At 72.8% G+C, this 16408-nt stretch carries 13 protein-coding genes; 10 read left to right on the top strand and 3 right to left on the bottom strand.

The features are described 5' to 3' along the window. Nucleotides 1–166: 166 nt before the first annotated feature. From ACP4J0_RS21255 to ACP4J0_RS21245, 3 genes are all read right to left on the bottom strand, one after another. On the bottom strand, nt 167–1951 hold the full coding sequence (locus tag ACP4J0_RS21255; protein ID WP_426600239.1) for an ABC transporter permease subunit: 1785 nt from the start codon (nt 1949–1951) through the stop codon (nt 167–169). Further along, nucleotides 1948–3441: an ABC transporter substrate-binding protein gene (locus ACP4J0_RS21250; protein ID WP_426600238.1), complete on the bottom strand. Its 1494-nt coding sequence runs from the start codon at nt 3439–3441 to the stop codon at nt 1948–1950. Before ACP4J0_RS21250 ends, ACP4J0_RS21255 begins: the two co-directional genes overlap by 4 nt. A gap of 115 nt (nt 3442–3556) precedes the next feature. Beyond that, a complete protein-coding gene (locus tag ACP4J0_RS21245; RefSeq protein ID WP_426600237.1) occupies nt 3557–4828 on the bottom strand; it encodes a PucR family transcriptional regulator in 1272 nt (423 codons plus the stop codon). Between the two features lie 164 nt (nt 4829–4992). On the opposite strand from ACP4J0_RS21245, the gene ACP4J0_RS21240 reads away from it, so the two are divergent. The 10 genes from ACP4J0_RS21240 to ACP4J0_RS21195 all read left to right on the top strand — a co-directional run bounded on the left by ACP4J0_RS21240 (nt 4993) and on the right by ACP4J0_RS21195 (nt 16245). Continuing rightward, a complete protein-coding gene (locus ACP4J0_RS21240; RefSeq protein ID WP_426600236.1) occupies nt 4993–5919 on the top strand; it encodes a proline dehydrogenase family protein in 927 nt (308 codons plus the stop codon). 49 nt (nt 5920–5968) lie between these two features. Beyond that, nucleotides 5969–7609 carry an L-glutamate gamma-semialdehyde dehydrogenase gene (pruA, locus tag ACP4J0_RS21235; RefSeq protein ID WP_426600235.1) on the top strand — a complete coding sequence of 547 codons (1641 nt, stop codon included), beginning with the start codon at nt 5969–5971 and terminating at the stop codon, nt 7607–7609. 304 nt (nt 7610–7913) lie between these two features. Beyond that, complete coding sequence (locus tag ACP4J0_RS21230; protein WP_011030289.1) at nt 7914–8045, top strand: hypothetical protein; 132 nt, start codon at nt 7914–7916, stop codon at nt 8043–8045. Between the two features lie 75 nt (nt 8046–8120). Continuing rightward, nucleotides 8121–9164: a 3-isopropylmalate dehydrogenase gene (locus ACP4J0_RS21225; protein WP_426600234.1), complete on the top strand. Its 1044-nt coding sequence runs from the start codon at nt 8121–8123 to the stop codon at nt 9162–9164. A gap of 259 nt (nt 9165–9423) precedes the next feature. After that, nucleotides 9424–10512, top strand: a complete 1089-nt coding sequence (locus tag ACP4J0_RS21220) for a branched-chain amino acid aminotransferase (protein WP_426600233.1) — start codon at nt 9424–9426, stop codon at nt 10510–10512. A gap of 245 nt (nt 10513–10757) precedes the next feature. Further along, nucleotides 10758–11462, top strand: a complete 705-nt coding sequence (ureA, locus tag ACP4J0_RS21215; RefSeq protein WP_426600232.1) for an urease subunit gamma — start codon at nt 10758–10760, stop codon at nt 11460–11462. Beyond that, nucleotides 11459–13171, top strand: coding sequence for an urease subunit alpha (locus tag ACP4J0_RS21210; protein ID WP_426600231.1), 1713 nt, complete (start codon nt 11459–11461; stop codon nt 13169–13171). Before ureA ends, ACP4J0_RS21210 begins: the two co-directional genes overlap by 4 nt. Before the next feature lie 17 nt (nt 13172–13188). After that, a complete protein-coding gene (locus ACP4J0_RS21205; RefSeq protein ID WP_426600230.1) occupies nt 13189–14217 on the top strand; it encodes an agmatine deiminase family protein in 1029 nt (342 codons plus the stop codon). Nucleotides 14218–14220: 3 nt separating this feature from the next. Beyond that, nucleotides 14221–14829 (top strand): TetR/AcrR family transcriptional regulator, encoded by a 609-nt coding sequence (locus ACP4J0_RS21200; RefSeq protein WP_426600229.1) that lies wholly within the window; start codon nt 14221–14223, stop codon nt 14827–14829. Between the two features lie 150 nt (nt 14830–14979). Further along, nucleotides 14980–16245, top strand: coding sequence for a TolB family protein (locus tag ACP4J0_RS21195; RefSeq protein ID WP_426600228.1), 1266 nt, complete (start codon nt 14980–14982; stop codon nt 16243–16245). Nucleotides 16246–16408: the final 163 nt, after the last annotated feature.

The raw sequence follows: 16408 nt of genomic DNA, 5'->3' as shown, positions 1-16408 counted from the left end.
GTGGCGGTCACCGTGCGCCGCGCCTGATGCCGACGGCTCCGCGTGCGGGGCCGCCGGCAGGCCGGAGGAGGTGTCACGCACGGACAACGCGGGCTCTGTTGGCCTCGTTGCCGCTGCCGGCGGCTTCGCGCGGGGGGCCGCCGTGGGGCCGGAGGCGGTGCGCGGGTCACGCACCGACGGCAGTGCCTCGGACCGCATCGTTGGTCTCCTTCCGGGACGCGGGGCCGGCAGTGGGCCTGGCGTGCGGGCCGCGGCGGGTGCCGCGACCGCGGGCGAGCGCCGCGCCCGACACCGCCAGCCCCGCCAGCAGGGCGAGGGCGACGGCAGGGGCCAGGGCCGCCCAGGGGGCGCGTTCGATGTAGGCGCGGGACTCGTCCAGGAGCAGGCCCCACTCGGGGGCCGGTGGCTGGGCGCCCAGGCCCAGGAAGCCCAGGGAGGCCAGGGCGAGCGCGATGCCGGGCAGCCGGAGGAGGGCGTGGCGGGCGACCGGGGCGGCGACGGACGGCAGGACGTGCCGGGTGAGGATCCACAGCGGCGGTGCGCCGATGGCGCGTTGCGCGGTCAGGAACGCCGACGCCCGTACCTCCTGCACCAGCGCAGCCGCGTGCGCGGCCAGCGGCGGCCAGGAGATCAGCGCGACGGCGAGGGCCGCGCCTCCGGTGCCGGGACCGGCCGCAGCCGCGACCAGGATGCCGACGATGACGGGCGGCAGGGCGTTGGCGATGTCCGCCGCACCCGCCGCGACACCCGGCCAGAAGCCCAGCGCCAGCCCGGCCAGCAGGCTCAGCAGGCAGACGGCCGCCGCCGTGCCGACCGTCGAGGCGGCGCCGTGCCCGAGCCGGGCCAGCACGTCGCGGCCGAGCCCGTCGGTGCCGAGCGGGTACGCCCAGGAGGGTGGGGAGAGGCGGGCGGCCGTGTCCACCGCGTACGGGTCGCGCAGCAGGCCCCAGCCGATCGCCGCCAGCAGTACGGCGGCGAGGGCGGCCGGGATCGCCGGATGCGCCCGGACCGGGCGGGCCGGCGGCAGCGAGAGCCCGGCGTCGCGCAGGGCGGGGCCCAGCAGCCGGCGCCGTACGAGGGCGGATGCCGCGCCGGCCACCAGGCCGAGGGCGAGCAGGGCGAGGACCGCACCCTGGAGCAGCGGCAGGTCCTGCGACTTGGCCGCCCCCAGCGCCGTACGCCCGATGCCGGGGACCGCGAACACCGTCTCCACCGCGACCGCGCCGCCCGTCAGCCCGACGGCGACCATCCCGAACTGCGGGACCAGCGGCGGCAGTACGCGGCGCAGTGCGGCGGCCGAGACGCGGGCACGGCTCACTCCCGCGCCCCGCCACAGCTCCACCCACCGTTCGTCCAGTACGGCGGGCAGCGCGTCCGCGACCAGCCGCCCGAGCAGGCCGCCCGCGGGGACGCCGAGCGCGAGGGCGGGCAGGACCAGGTACTCGGGCCCCTGCCAGCCGGACGTCGGCAGCCATCCCAGCCACACCCCGCACACCAGCAGCCCGACCGTCGCCAGCAGGAACTCGGGGACGGCGGCGGCCATCGCGGCGAACGCCCCGGCCGACCCCCGCCCCCGCACCAGTACGGGTGCCACCAGCGCCACCGCCAGCAGCACGGCCACCGTCAGCGCGGCGGCCATCAGGCCCAGTGACACCTGGAGTCCGGAGACGACGGACGGCGCGACCTCGGTCCCCGAGACCCACGAGGTGCCGAGGTCGCCGCGGAGCAGCCCGGACGCCCAGTCGCCCAGCAGGGAGAGCGGGCCGGCGTCCAGGCCGAGGTCCCGGCGGATCGCGGACAGCGCCTCCTCGGTCGGTTCCTGCTCGGCGGACCGGGCGCGCAGCACGGTCAGCGCCGGGTCCCGGCCGGACAGCCAGGGCAGCAGGCCCACGGCGGCCAGCACGGCGACGAGGGAGACGGCGCGCGTCACCCCCGCTGCGGTCGGCCTCACTTGACGTGCGTGTCGAGCGTGACCAGTTCCCGCTCGCGCGGGTCGTGGGCCGTGCCGACCACGTCGGCGGCGTCGCCCTGGATCACGCGCTCGTGCAGCATCGGCACGGCCGCGTCGGTGGCGAGCACGGCGGCCTCCGCGTCGACGACCGCCCGGCGCCGGGCGTCACCGGTCGGGGTGGTGCCCGCCTTGTGCAGGGCCTTGTCCACGGCCGGGTCGGCGAGCTGGGAGATGTTGAAGGAGCCGTCGGAGGCGAAGTCGCTGTAGAGGTAGGCGGCCGGGTCGCCGGAGTCGAGGACGGTGGCGCGGGAGAGGATGAACGCGTCGAACGCGCCCGCCAGGGCGTCGGACTCGATGTTGGCGTACTCGCGGACCTCCAGCTTCACCTCGAACCCCGCCTTCTTCAGCTGCTGTTGCAGCGCGGCGGCCACCTCGGGCAGCTCGGCCCGGTCGGTGAAGGTGCCGATGGTGATGCTCTTCCCGGACGGGTCGCCCGCCTTCGCCCGCCGCACCGGCTCGCGCAGCCCGGCCGCCCACGGCAGCGCGGGTCCGAGCAGCCCCTCGGCCACGTCGGCCCGCCCCTCGTAGACGCCCTTCACGATCGACTCGGCGTCGATCGCCTCCCGGGCCGCCGCCCGCAGCGCCGGGTCCTTGAAGGGGCCCTTCTCCGTGTTGAGGTACAGCGTGTTGGTGCGCGGCATCGGGACCTCGGTGATCAGGTCCTTCTCCAGCAGCGCGGCCTGCGAGACGGGCACCGCCTCGACGATGTCGGCCTCGCCGCTGCGCAGGGCGGCGGCGCGCGCGGTGCCGTCCGGTACGAACGTCACGTCGATGCCGGGTGCCTTGGCCTTGCCGCCCCAGTAGTCGTCGTAGCGGTCGAGGGCGGCGGAGGAGGTGCCGTTGACCTCGGTCAGCTCGAAGGGGCCGGTGCCGGCGCCGACCGGGTTCACCGTCTTCCCCCGGTACGCCTTCGCCGCGAGGACCGACAGCTGCGGGGAGCTGAGCCGCTGCGGGACCAGGGGGTCCACCTCGGCGGTGGTGACGACCACGGTGCCGGCACCGCCTTCCTTCACGGTCAGCTCGACGCCGTCCAGGATGCGGGGCTTGGGGGAGGCGGTGGCGGCCTCGGTGAGGGAGCGGACGACGGCCTCGGCGGTCAGCTCCGTGCCGTCGTGGAAGGTGACGCCCTTGCGGAGGGTGAACGTCCAGCTCCGGCCGGACTGCTTCCACTCGGTGGCCAGCGAGGGCTGGGCGTCGCCGTCCGCGTTCAGTTTGACGAGCGTCTCCGCGGTGGACCAGCGGGACAGCTTGAACGCGTCGTCGGAGAGCGGGGACAGGCCCGAGCGCGGCGGCTGCATCATCGCGACGCGGATGCGCTCGCCCCCACCCGCGCCGGTGCCGGTGGCCTCCGTGGACGCGAAGCAGCCGGTGAGCAGGGCGGAGGCGGCGAGGGCCGCGGGGACGGGCAGGAGGCGGGCGGAGACGCGCACGGGGTCACTCCGAGTAAGGGGCCGGTCAAAGGTTGAGCGTTCGATGACCGTAACACGATGACAATCGTTTTCAGAAGTGGCCCCGGGGGTGGCCGTATGGCCGCGTGACCGTGCGTCAGAGGCGCGCGCTCTTCAGCGCCATGTGCAACAGCAGCCGGTCCTCGCCGTCGTCCAGGTCCAGGCCCGTGAGCTGTTCGACGCGGGAGAGGCGGTAGTACAGCGTCTGGCGGTGGATGCCCAGCTCGGCCGCCGTACGGCCGGCCTGGCCCGCGCAGTCGAGGTAGACCTCGGCCGTGCGGGCCAGTTCGCGGTGGGCGGGGGAGAAAAGCCCCCGTACGGCGGGATCGTGGACGACCCGCGCGGGCAGTGCGGTCAGCAGGCGGAACGCCCCGATGGACGTCCACTCGGCGACCGGCCCGAACCGGCTCTCGGCGCGCGCCGCCCGGGCCGCCGCCGACGCCTCCCACCAGGCGTCCCCCAGCTCCGCCAGCCCGGTGCGCGGCGCGGACACCCCCGCCGCCACCCCCGCCGCCACCCCGGCCGTCGCCCCGGCTGCCGCTCCGGCCGCCCCCGCCGCGCCCCGCGCCCGCTCCAGCAGCCGCCCCGCCGCCGTCGTCGCCGGGGTCGGCACGTCCACCGAACGCAGCCGCACCAGCAGCGCCAGCGACTGGCCCGCGGCCCCCGCCGCCCAGAGGGCGTGAGCGGCGTCCCCGTCCCACGGCATCGTGCACAGCGCCGTCGCCCCCGGCACCGTACGGACCGAGGGCGCGTCGTCGGGGCCGGCCGAAGGCCAGGGGGCCACGCACACCACCGCGTGCGGCGTGTCCGCGCGGGCGCCGAGCGCGGTGCGCAGTTCCGCCACGGCCATGTCCCGCTGCCAGTCCCGGTCGGCGGTGAGGACCGCCCGCAGCTCCCGGCTCAGGTCCGCGCCGTGCTGCGCCTCGTCCGCGAGCAGCGCGCCGATCCGGGCGGTGACCTCCATGGCCGCCGTCAGCTGCCGCTCCGTCGGGCCGGGCTCGGTGTCCAGGAGCCACACGTAGCCGAGGACGACGCCCCGATGGCGTACCGGCAGGCAGGTGCGCCCCCGGTACACGCCCGCCTCCGGGGTCGGCGGGATGCGGACCGGGCCGGTCGCGCGGGTGATGCCGAAGCCCTCGAACCAGGCCCGGACCGCCGTGGTGGAGCGCCGGGTGAGGATCGAGCGGGTGCGCACCGGGTCCAGCGCGGAGGGGTCGAGGTCGCCCTCGCTGTCGTACGCGCCGAAGGCGATCAGCTCGAAGTCGCGGTTCTCCAGGGTCGCGGGCGCGCCCAGCAGTTCGGAGATCTCGTCGACCAGCTCCTGGTAGTCACCCCTGGAATCCGTCGTCACCCGGGCATTCTGCCGCATTTGCGTGCCTGGTTCATACATCTGTCTGAGATCTGCGGCACGGATGCGTGACAGCTGTCGATGGCCCACGATCGGGGGGATCCTTAGATTTCACGGTGGTTCTCCGTGCCGTCCCCCGTTCGTCGGGCTACGGCCTCGTGTTGGTTGGTAAGTGGAGGTGCCCCGTGCTGGGTCCCGTGATTCTCGCCGCGTCGCGCAGCGACCGGATGCGTCGTCTGGTCTCGGCCGCGCCGGTGACCAAGCCGGTCGTCGACCGGTTCATCCCCGGCGAGACGGTCGACCAGATCGTGCCGATCATCAGGGACCTGACCGACCAGGGCCTGGAGCTGACGATGGACGTCGTCGGCGAGGACATCACCACCCCCGAGCAGGCCGAGGCCGCCCGCGACGCCTACCTCGAGCTGATCGACCGGCTGAAGCCGCTGGATCTCGGCACCCGCGCCGAGATGTCGGTGAAGCTGTCCATGTTCGGCCAGGCGCTGGACGGCGGCCACGAGCTGGCTCTGAAGAACGTCCGCCCGGTCGTCGAGGCCGCCGCCGAGATCGGTACCACGGTCACCCTCGACGCCGAGGACCACACCACCCTCGACTCGATGTTCGCCATCCACGAGGAGCTGCGGAAGGACTTCCCGCAGACCGGCTGTGTCATCCAGGCCTACCTCTTCCGCACCGAGGCCGACGCGCGCCGGCTCGCCGAGAACGGCTCTCGCGTACGGTTGGTGAAGGGCGCCTACAAGGAGCCCGCCGAGGTCGCCTACCAGCAGCGCCACGAGATCGACAAGGCGTACGTGCGCATCCTGCGGACGCTGATGGAGGGCGAGGGTTACCCGATGATCGGGTCCCACGACCCGCGCCTGATCTCCATCGCGCAGGAACTGGCCCGCACCGCCGGGCGCAAGCTCGACGAGTACGAGTTCCAGATGCTGTACGGCATCCGCGGCGACGAGCACCTGCGGCTCGCCGCCGAGGGCCACCGCATGCGCGTGTACACCGCCTACGGCACCGACTGGTACGGCTACTTCATGCGCCGTCTCGCGGAGAAGCCGGCCAACCTCCGGTTCTTCGCCCGCTCGATGGTGAGCAAGGGCTGAGCCCGCACCCGCTCGCACAACCCGCTCAAGTCAAGGAGTAACGGAACCCATGGACGCTGTGACCCAGGTCCCCACCCCCGTCAACGAGCCGGTGCACGGCTACGCCCCCGGCTCGCCCGAGCGTGCCCGTCTGGAGGCCAAGCTCAAGGAGCTGGCCGACAACCCGGTCGACCTGCCCTGCACCATCGGCGGTGTGAAGCGGATGGGCGGCGGTGAGCGCTTCGACGTCGTGCAGCCGCACAACCACAAGGCGCGTCTGGGCACGTACGCGAACGCCACCCAGCAGGACGCCCAGGACGCGATCGACGCCGCCCTGGCCGCCGCACCCGCGTGGCGCGCGATGTCCTTCGACGACCGCGCGGCGATCATCCTGCGCGCCGCCGAGCTGCTGTCCGGCCCGTGGCGCGAGACCATCGCCGCCTCCACCATGCTCGGCCAGTCCAAGACGGCCCAGCAGGCCGAGATCGACAGCCCCTGCGAGCTGATCGACTTCTGGCGCTTCAACGTCCACTACGCCCGCCAGATCCTGGCCGAGCAGCCCCCGGCCAACTCCCCGGGCGTGTGGAACCGCATGGACCACCGCCCGCTGGAGGGCTTCGTCTACGCGATCACGCCGTTCAACTTCAGCGCGATCGCCGCCAACCTGCCCACCGCCCCCGCCCTCATGGGCAACGTGGTGGTCTGGAAGCCGTCCCCGACGCAGACCCACGCCGCCGTGCTGCTGATGCAGCTGCTGGAGGAGGCCGGGCTGCCCAAGGGCGTCATCAACCTCGTCACCGGTGACGGCATCGCGGTCTCCGAGGTCGCCCTGGAGCACCGCGACCTCGCGGGCATCCACTTCACCGGCTCGACCAAGACCTTCCAGCACCTGTGGAAGACGGTCGGCAACAACATCGAGAAGTACCGCACCTACCCGCGCCTGGTCGGCGAGACCGGCGGCAAGGACTTCCTGGTCGCCCACCCGAGCGCCGACCGCGCCGTGCTGAAGACCGCCCTGACCCGCGGTGCCTTCGAGTACCAGGGCCAGAAGTGCAGCGCCACCTCCCGCGCGTACATCCCGGCGTCCATCTGGAACGACGGCTTCAAGGAGGAGTTCGCCGCCGAGGTCGACTACCTCACCATGGGTGACGTCACCGACCTGTCGAACTTCATCGGCGCCGTCATCGACGAGCGGTCCTTCGCCAAGAACAAGGCCGCCATCGACCGCGCCAAGGCCGACGAGACCTGCACGATCGTCGCGGGCGGCTCCTACGACGACTCGGTCGGCTACTTCGTCCGCCCGACGGTCGTCGAGTGCACCGACCCGGAGAACGAGGTGTTCCGCACCGAGTACTTCGGCCCGTTCCTCGCGGTGTACGTGTACGACGACAGCAAGGCCGACGCGTACGACGAGATGCTGACCCAGATGGAGTCGGTCTCCGACTACGCGCTCACCGGCTCGGTCATCTCGGGCGACCGCGCGGCGGCGGCGTACACGATGGAGAAGCTGCGCTACGCGGCCGGCAACTTCTACATCAACGACAAGTCGACCGGCGCCGTCGTCGGCCAGCAGCCCTTCGGCGGCGGCCGTGCCTCCGGCACCAACGACAAGGCCGGTGCCCCGCAGAACCTGATGCGCTGGACCCTGACCCGCGCCATCAAGGAGACGCTGGTCGCGCCGACCGACTACACGTACCCGCACATGGGCTGACGCCCACCCGATCCCGGACGGGCCAGGTCTCCCCCCGACCTGGCCCGTCCGACGTTTTCGCAGGTCGCGGCGGAGTGACCGACGGCACTGTCTCAGATAGTAGGAAGTCCGAGTAATTGTGGAGACAGACGCACCGCGTTCCCTTAGTTTTGTAGGAGCCGAACGTCCCGCTCGATCGAGCGAAAGGCGGTCGTGAGCCGGGCCCCGTGCAGGCAACCCCTGCGGCACCGCGCTCCCCGCCCTTCCGGCGTCTCCCCGTACCACTCGCTTTCCGCGCTCCCGCGCGCCGAAGGAGACGATTCCCATGGCCGAGACGACCGTCCGCCGCCGAGTCCGCCACCTCTCCCGCACCAGCGACTCCGACCGCAAGAACGCGGCCGCCGCCCTCCAGCGCTCCCTCGACCGCCGCGACAACGGCGGCGCCACCGGCCACTGAGCCGGGCGTGACGGGCCAGCGTCCGCATGCCGGACGTCGCATGTCATCCCGTGGGACGAGGGGTAGGGTGCCGTCATGTCTCGCAGCCTCAATCTCGCAGTGATTCCCGGTGACGGCATCGGCCAGGAGGTCGTGGCCGAAGGCCTGAAGGTCCTCTCCGCCGTCCTTCCGCAGGATGTGAAGCTGGAGACCAAGGAGTTCGACTTCGGCGCCCGGCGCTACCACGCCACCGGTGAGACCCTCACCGACGCCGACCTCGACGCCCTCAAGGCGCACGACGCCATCCTGCTCGGCGCGATCGGCGACCCGTCGGTGCCGTCCGGCGTGCTGGAGCGCGGCTTCCTGCTGAAGCTCCGCTTCGCCTTCGACCACCACGTCAACCTGCGGCCGTCCAAGCTGTTGCCGGGTGTGGCCACCCCGCTCGCCGGCCAGCCGGAGATCGACTTCGTCGTCGTCCGCGAGGGCACCGAGGGCCCGTACACCGGCAACGGCGGCACCATCCGCAAGGGCACCGAGCACGAGGTCGCCACCGAGGTCTCCGTCAACACGGCCTACGGTGTCGAGCGCGTCGTCCGCGACGCCTTCGCCCGCGCACAGGCCCGCCCGCGCAAGAAGCTGGCGCTCATCCACAAGAACAACGTGCTGACCTTCGCCGGTCACCTGTGGACGAACGTCTTCAACAAGGTGGCCGCCGAGTACCCCGACGTCACCACCGAGTACATGCACGTCGACGCGGCCACGATCTACCTCGTCACCCAGCCCGAGCGCTTCGACGTGATCGTCACCGACAACCTCTTCGGCGACATCATCACCGACCTCGCCGCGGCCGTCTCGGGTGGCATCGGCGTCGCCGCGAGCGGGAACATCAACCCCTCCGGCGACTTCCCCTCGATGTTCGAGCCGGTCCACGGCTCCGCGCCCGACATCGCCGGCCAGGGCAAGGCCGACCCCACCGCCACCGTCCTGTCCGTCGCCCTGCTGCTGCGCCACCTCGGCCACGAGGCCGAGGCGGCCCGCATCGAGGACGCCGTCTCCGCCGACCTCGGTGAGCGCGGTGACCTGCCCGCCCGGAGCACCTCCGAGATCGGCGACGCGCTCGCCGTACGCGTAGCCGGCTGACCCGGCACACTCGAAATCCAACCTTTCGAAGCCGCCGGGTCCGAGAAACAAGGCACCCGGCGGCTTTCTCCTGCGTCCGCAAGGTGCGACCATCGAGACCTGGGCCGCATTCACCCCGCTTCATCCGTCACGGACCGCGCGCGATAATCGAACGCGAAGCCGTGACATGAGGGAATGCTCGGACGTCCTAGCACCGGCCACCGGCCGTACGGGCGTGACCGCGGCCCGTCACAACCAAACCGGTGAAGGACATCAACCCATGACGACGCCCACGATCGAGCTCAAGCCCTCCGCCAACCCGCTCTCCGACACGGAGCGGCAGGCGATCCTGGCCAACCCCGGGTTCGGCCGCCACTTCACCGACCACATGGTGACGGTCAAGTGGACCGAGGGCCGCGGCTGGCACGACGGCCGGCTCGTTCCGTACGCCCCGCTCTCCCTCGACCCGGCCACCATGGTCCTGCACTACGCGCAGGAGATCTTCGAGGGGCTGAAGGCCTACCGGCGCCCCGACGGGTCCGTCGCCACCTTCCGCCCGGAGAAGAACGCGCAGCGCTTCCAGGCGTCCTCGCGCCGGCTCGGCATGCCGGAGCTGCCGGTGGAGACCTTCATCGAGGCATGCGACGCGCTGGTGCGGCAGGACCAGGGCTGGGTTCCGGCGCACGGCGGTGAGGAATCCCTCTACCTGCGCCCCTTCATGATCGCGACCGAGGTCGGCCTGGGCGTGAAGCCGGCCAACGAGTACCTCTTCATCGTCATCGCCTCCCCGGCCGGCGCCTACTTCCCGGGCGGCGTCAAGCCGGTCTCCATCTGGGTCTCCGAGGACCGCGTCCGCGCCGTGCCCGGCGGCATGGGCGACGCCAAGACCGGCGGCAACTACGCCGCGTCCCTCCTCGCCCAGGCCGAGGCGGCCGCCAAGGGCTGCGACCAGGTCTGCTACCTCGACGCGGTCGAGCACCAGTGGGTCGAGGAGCTCGGCGGCATGAACCTGTACTTCGTGTACGGCGACAGGATCGTCACCCCGACCCTGACCGGTTCCATCCTGGAGGGCGTCACCCGCGACTCCCTCCTCACCGTCGCCCGCGACCTCGGTTACGAGGCCGAGGAGGGCCGCGTCTCCGTCGAGCAGTGGCAGCGCGACTCGGAGAACGGCACCCTCACGGAGGTCTTCGCCTGCGGTACGGCGGCCGTGATCACGCCGGTCGGCACGGTGAAGCGGGCCGGGGCGCAGTGGCAGCAGAGCGGGGGCGAGCCGGGCGAGGTGACGCAGCGCCTGCGCGGGGCCCTGCTGGACATCCAGCGCGGCACCGCGGAGGACAAGCACGGGTGGATGCACCGCCTGGTCTGAACCGCCCCCGCTGAACAGCCCCCTTCCCGGACACCGGACACCGGACACCGGACGGGCTGAGTCCGCGCCGCCCCCGGGCCCTGCCGAGGCAGAGCCCGGGGGCGGCGGCATGTCCACCGCCTTGCCCAGCATTTAGAGCGACGTTCAATACGATGCCTATAGGCGAGCTCACCAACGCTTCTCTTCCAAGGAATCCGCGTTTAGAGTGATGCTCTAACCTATGGATGGCAAGGAGGTGTCGCGTCGTGAGACTGACTCCCACGGAACGTGACCGGCTGCTGCTCTTCGGGGCGGCCGAGCTGGCCCGCTCCCGGCGCGCCCGCGGGCTGCGGCTGAACGTGCCGGAGGCGACCGCGCTGATCGCGGACACCGTGTGCGAGGCCGCCCGCGACGGCGCCCGCCTCGCGGAGGCGGTCGAGCGCGCCCGGTCCGCGCTCGGCCCGGACGACGTGCTGCCCGGCGTCGCGGACGTCGTCACCGAGGTGCACGTGGAGGCGGTCTTCGACGACGGCTCCCGGCTCGCGGTCGTCTCCGACCCGATCGGGGGCGGACTGGGGGAGCGGGCGCCGGGCGCTCTGCTGCCGGGTCCCGCCCTCGCCGAACCGGAGGCGGCGGTACGCGTCCCGGTCACCAACACCGCGACCGTGCCCGTCTCCGTCACCTCCCACTTCCACTTCTTCGAGGCCAACCCGCGCCTGGACTTCGACCGCGCGCGGGCCTACGGCATGCGCCTCGCCGTCCCCGCCGGGTCCTCGGTCCGCTTCGGGCCCGGGGAGAGCGCCGAGGTCGGCCTGGTGCCCATCGGCGGGCGGCGGGTCGCGATCGGGTTCGCCGGTCTTGTCGACGGACCGCTGGACGCGCCGGGAGCGAAGGAAGAGGCCCTGCGGCGGGCGGCGGCCTGCGGGTATCTCGGCGTCGCACGACAGGCACCGGAAGGAGACGGGCGATGAGCCGCTCGAAGGGACGCGAGGTCAGCGAGGCGGTCCGCGTCGACGCCCACGCCTACGCCGCCACCCACGGCCCCCGCGCCGGCGACCGCCTCCGCCTCGGCGACTCGGGGCTGGTGATCCGCGTCGAGTCCGACGCCCAGCGCCACGGCGACGAGTTCCTCGCCGGCTTCGGCAAGACCGCCCGCGACGGACTCCACCTGAAGGCCGCCGCCGTGCGCGAGACCTGCGACGTCGTCATCAGCAACGTCGTGGTGATCGACGCGGCGCAGGACATCCGCAAGGTGTCGATCGGCATCCGAGAGGGACGGATCCACGCGATCGGCCGGGCCGGGAACCCCGACACCCTCGACGGCGTCGACGTCGTGGTCGGCACGGGCACCTCCATCGTCTCCGGCGAGGGCCTCATCGCCACCGCCGGAGCCGTCGACACCCACGTCCACCTGCTCTCCCCGCGCATCATGGAGGCGTCACTCGCGTCCGGCGTGACGACGGTCATCGGGCAGGAGTTCGGCCCCGTCTGGGGCGTCGGCGTCAACTCGCCCTGGGCGCTCAAGCACGCGTTCGGCGCCTTCGACGCCTGGCCGGTCAACATCGGGTTCCTGGGCCGGGGATCGTCGTCCGACCGGGCGCCCCTGATCGAGGCGCTGGCCGAGGGCGGCGCGTCCGGCTTCAAGGTGCACGAGGACATGGGCGCCCACACCCGCGCCCTCGACACCGCCCTGCGCGTCGCCGAGGAACACGACGTCCAGGTCGCCCTGCACAGCGACGGCCTGAACGAGTGCCTCTCCGTGGAGGACACCCTCCGCGTCCTGGAGGGCCGCACCATCCACGCCTTCCACATCGAGGGCTGCGGCGGCGGACACGTCCCCAACGTGCTGAAGATGGCCGGTGTCCCCAACGTCATCGGCTCCTCCACCAACCCCACCCTGCCCTTCGGCCGGGACGCGGTCGCCGAGCACTACGGCATGATCGTCTCCGTCCACGACCTCAAGACCGACCTGCCGGGCGACGCCGCCATGGCCCGCGACCGCATCCGCGCCGGGACCATGGGCGCCGAGGACGTGCTGCACGACCTGGGCGCCATCGGCATCACCTCCTCCGACGCACAGGGCATGGGCCGGGCCGGCGAGACCGTCCGCCGCACCTTCGCCATGGCCGGGAAGATGAAGGCCCAGTTCGGCGCCGACGGGGACGACGACAACGAACGCGTCCTGCGCTACATCGCCAAGCTGACCATCAACCCCGCCATCGCCCACGGCCTGGCCCACGAGGTCGGCTCCATCGAGGCCGGCAAGCTCGCCGACATCGTGCTGTGGCGGCCGGACCACTTCGGTGCCAAGCCGCAGCTCGTCCTCAAGTCCGGCTTCCCGGCGTACGGCGTCGTCGGCGACCCGAACGCGGCCACCGACACCTGCGAACCCCTCGTCCTCGGACCGCAGTTCGGCGCGCACGGTGCCACGCCCGCCGAGATATCGGTGGCCTTCGTCGCGCAGGCCGCCCTCGACCAGGGCGGCGACACCATGCCGACCCGCCGCCGCCGGGTCGCCGTGCGCGGCACCCGCGGCATAGGACCGGCCGACCTGCGCCTGAACTCCCGCACCGGACAGGTCGACGTCGACCGGCGCACCGGCCTGGTCACCCTGGACGGCGACCCGCTGCGCTCGGAACCGGCCGACTCCGTCTCCCTCAACCGCCTCTACTTCCTCTGACCTCCTGGGACATCTCCATGACCTTCCGCATGCCCCCCGAGTGGGCCCCGCACGAACGCACCTGGATGGCCTGGCCCGGCCCCAACCCGACGTTCGCCGACGCCGGGCAGCTGGCCGAGGCCCGCGCCGCCTGGGCGTCCGTCGCCCGCGCGGTGCGCCGCTTCGAACCGGTGACGATGGTGCACGGGCCCGGCCAGGGCGACTCGGCGCGCGAGCTGCTCGGCCCGGACGTCGACCTGGTCGAGCGCGAGCTGGACGACGCCTGGATGCGGGACATCGGCCCGACCTTCGTGACGGACGGGCAGGGCGGCCTGGCCGCCGTGGACTGGGTGTTCAACGGCTGGGGCGCCCAGGACTGGGCCCGCTGGGAGCACGACTCCGAGATCGCCCGCCATGTCGCGCAGCTCGCCGGTGTCCCCGTGCTGGGCAGCGCGCTCGTCAACGAGGGCGGCGCGATCCACGTCGACGGCGAGGGCACGGTCCTGCTGACCGACACCGTCCAGCTCGGCCCCGGCCGCAACCCCGGCTGGACCCGCGAGCAGGTCGAGGCGGAGATCCACGCCAAGCTCGGCACCACCAAGGCCATCTGGCTCCCGCACGGCCTGACCGGCGACTACGGCACGTACGGCACCCAGGGCCACGTCGACATCGTCGCGGCCTTCGCCCGGCCGGGCACCGTCGTCGTGCACAGCCAGCGCGACCCCGCCCACCCCGACCACGCCCGCTCCCAGACGTACCTGGAGATCCTCCGCGGTCAGACCGACGCCGAGGGCCGCCGGCTGGAGGTCGTCGAGGTCCCCGCCCCGACCGTCCTGAAGGACGAGGCGGGTGACTGGGTCGACTACTCGTACATCAACCACTACCTCTGCAACGGCGGCGTCGTCCTGTGCGCCTTCGACGACCCGAACGACGAACTCGCGGCGGGCATCTTCCGGCGCCTGTTCCCCGGGCGCACGGTGACACCGGTGGACGCCCGTACGATCTTCGCGAGCGGTGGAGGCATCCACTGCGTCACGCAACAGCAGCCGAGGATCCAGAGGGAGTAGGCCATGGCCGGTGCGGCGCGAGCGCGGAAGAACGCACCGCCCCGCGAGGACGTCCTCGCCGCCGCCATGGAGATGATCGCCGAGCGCGGCCTGGAGAAGCTCACCATGGCGGCGCTCGGCCGCGAGGTGGGCATGAGCAGCGGCCACCTCCTCTACTACTTCCGCTCCAAGGACGAACTGCTGCTGCGCACCCTGGAGTGGAGCGAGGGCCGCCTCGGCGTCGCACGCGGCCGGCTCCTCACCCGGCCCGGCACGGCCCGCGAACGCCTCCACGCCTACGTCGACCTGTACGTCCCCGACGGGCACCGCGACCCGCACTGGACGCTGTGGCTGGAGGTCTGGAACCGCTCGCAGAACGCCGCCGACGAGGCCCGCGACCGGCAGGCCGCCATCGAGGGTGCCTGGCACCGCGACCTGGTCGCACTGCTCGCCGAGGGCGTCTCGCGCGGCGAGTTCCGCCCCGTCGACCCGGACCGCTTCGCGTCCCGGCTGCGCGCCCTCCTCGACGGCTTCGCCATCCACGTGGCGATCGGGCTGCGGGGCACGGACCGGGCGCAGGTGCTCGACCACGTACGGGAGTTCCTGACGGACGGCCTCTTCGCGGACGCCTGAACCCGTGCCCGGGTTGTACGTAATACGGGTGATTGACCCTGTGCGTGCGATGCGCTTGGCTCGGAGGAGCCCTTCGGCGCGGGGCCGGGGGAAGGCGTCAACGGGGAAACAGGGGGAATCGTGCTCAGGTCGGGAATCGTGCTCAGATCCATGCGTGGAGCGTCCGTCGCGGTGCTCGCGGGGGCGATGGTCGCACTGTCGGCGACCTCGGCGGCACCGGCGCCGAAGCCGGGGACCGAGAGGGTCACCCTGGCGGCGACGGGGGAGCAGGGCGACGGCGACTCGTACGGCCCGCGGCTCAGCGCCGACGGCCGGTTCGCGGTCTTCTCGGGATACGCGTCCAACCTGGTACCCGGCGACACCAACGCGCTCGCGGACGTCTTCGTGCGCGACCTGCGCGAGGGAACCGTCGAGCGGGTCAACGTCGGCCCGGACGGCGCGCAGGCCGACGGCGACTCCTCGGCGCTCGCCGTCAGCTCCGACGGGCGTCACGTCCTGTTCCGTTCCCAGGCCCGGAACCTGGTCGACCGGGAGACCCCGCCCGCGGACGCGGGGGCGTACGACATCTACCTGCACGACCGGCGCACCGGCCGCACCGAGCGGATCAGCGTCGGCCTCGACGGAGGTTCCGCCCACGCGGGCGGCGCCGTCATGTCGGCGGACGCCCGCCACATCGCCTTCAACGCCAAGGCCGACCGGATGGAGCACGAACCCGGCGACCTCTTCGGAGCCGTGTACGTCCTCGACCGGCGCACCGGCGCCGTGGAGCGGATCAGCAACCGCGACCGCCCCGACAACCCCGCCCTGCTCCAGGCCATCAGCGCCGACGGCCGCCACGTGGCGTACACGCAGATGGTGCCGCGCAGCTCCAACGGCGCCACCTGGGTCCACGACCGCCGCACCGGCACCGAGGAGCGGGTCAACGTCCGAGCGGACGGCACCCCGGCCGAGCGGTACGCGCTGCCCGCCTCGCTCTCCGCGGACGGCCGGACCATCGCCTTCCAGTACTGGGGCGACGACCTGGTGCCGGGCGAGACCCCCGGGGACGACACCCACCTCTACGTCCGCGACCTGCGCACGGACGTCACCCGCCGCGTCGATCCCGGAACGGCCGGCGAGGAGCGGCCGCGCCAGCCGGTGCTCAGCCCGGACGGCCGGTACCTGGCCTACCAGGCGGATCCCCGCTCGGCGGACGGGCGGCTCGGACCGGCCAACGTCTACCTGCGTGACCTGCGCGACGGCACCACCCGTACGGTCAGCGAGTCCGTCGCCGGGGGCCCGGTGACCGACGCCTCCGTGGCGGTGTCCTGGGTGAGCGCAGACGCCCGGAGCGTCGGCCTCGGCAGCGACTCCGCGCAACTGGTCCCGGGCGACACCAACGGCCACTACGACGGTTTCGTGCGACGCCTGCGCTGAACGCCCACTGTTCGCATCCTGAGACGGACGGTGAGCACGGGGACAGACTGTGCCAGAATGCCCGCGTGCTCTCGTTCGCCATGATTATTGGCAGCAGGCGCGCCGGTCCGCAGTGACCACCACGTACGACCAGGTACGGGTGGACACCGTCGTCCTCGGCCCG

It is taken from the genome of Streptomyces sp. WG7, assembly GCF_049975785.1.
Classification (GTDB): Bacteria; Actinomycetota; Actinomycetes; order Streptomycetales; family Streptomycetaceae; genus Streptomyces.
This window is presented reverse-complemented; position numbering and strand designations above follow the sequence as displayed.

Bases quoted from the DNA above. Each gene is read 5' to 3' on its own strand.
- ACP4J0_RS21220 (WP_426600233.1), top strand. From the start codon at position 9,424: ATGACGACGCCCACGATCGAGCTCAAGCCCTCCGCCAACCCGCTCTCC.
- ACP4J0_RS21245 (WP_426600237.1), bottom strand. From the start codon at position 4,828: ATGCGGCAGAATGCCCGGGTGACGACGGATTCCAGGGGTGACTACCAG.
- ACP4J0_RS21205 (WP_426600230.1), top strand. From the start codon at position 13,189: ATGACCTTCCGCATGCCCCCCGAGTGGGCCCCGCACGAACGCACCTGG.
- ACP4J0_RS21230 (WP_011030289.1), top strand. From the start codon at position 7,914: ATGGCCGAGACGACCGTCCGCCGCCGAGTCCGCCACCTCTCCCGCACC.
- pruA (WP_426600235.1), top strand. From the start codon at position 5,969: ATGGACGCTGTGACCCAGGTCCCCACCCCCGTCAACGAGCCGGTGCAC.
- ACP4J0_RS21210 (WP_426600231.1), top strand. From the start codon at position 11,459: ATGAGCCGCTCGAAGGGACGCGAGGTCAGCGAGGCGGTCCGCGTCGAC.
- ACP4J0_RS21225 (WP_426600234.1), top strand. From the start codon at position 8,121: ATGTCTCGCAGCCTCAATCTCGCAGTGATTCCCGGTGACGGCATCGGC.
- ACP4J0_RS21195 (WP_426600228.1), top strand. From the start codon at position 14,980: ATGCGTGGAGCGTCCGTCGCGGTGCTCGCGGGGGCGATGGTCGCACTG.
- ACP4J0_RS21200 (WP_426600229.1), top strand. From the start codon at position 14,221: ATGGCCGGTGCGGCGCGAGCGCGGAAGAACGCACCGCCCCGCGAGGAC.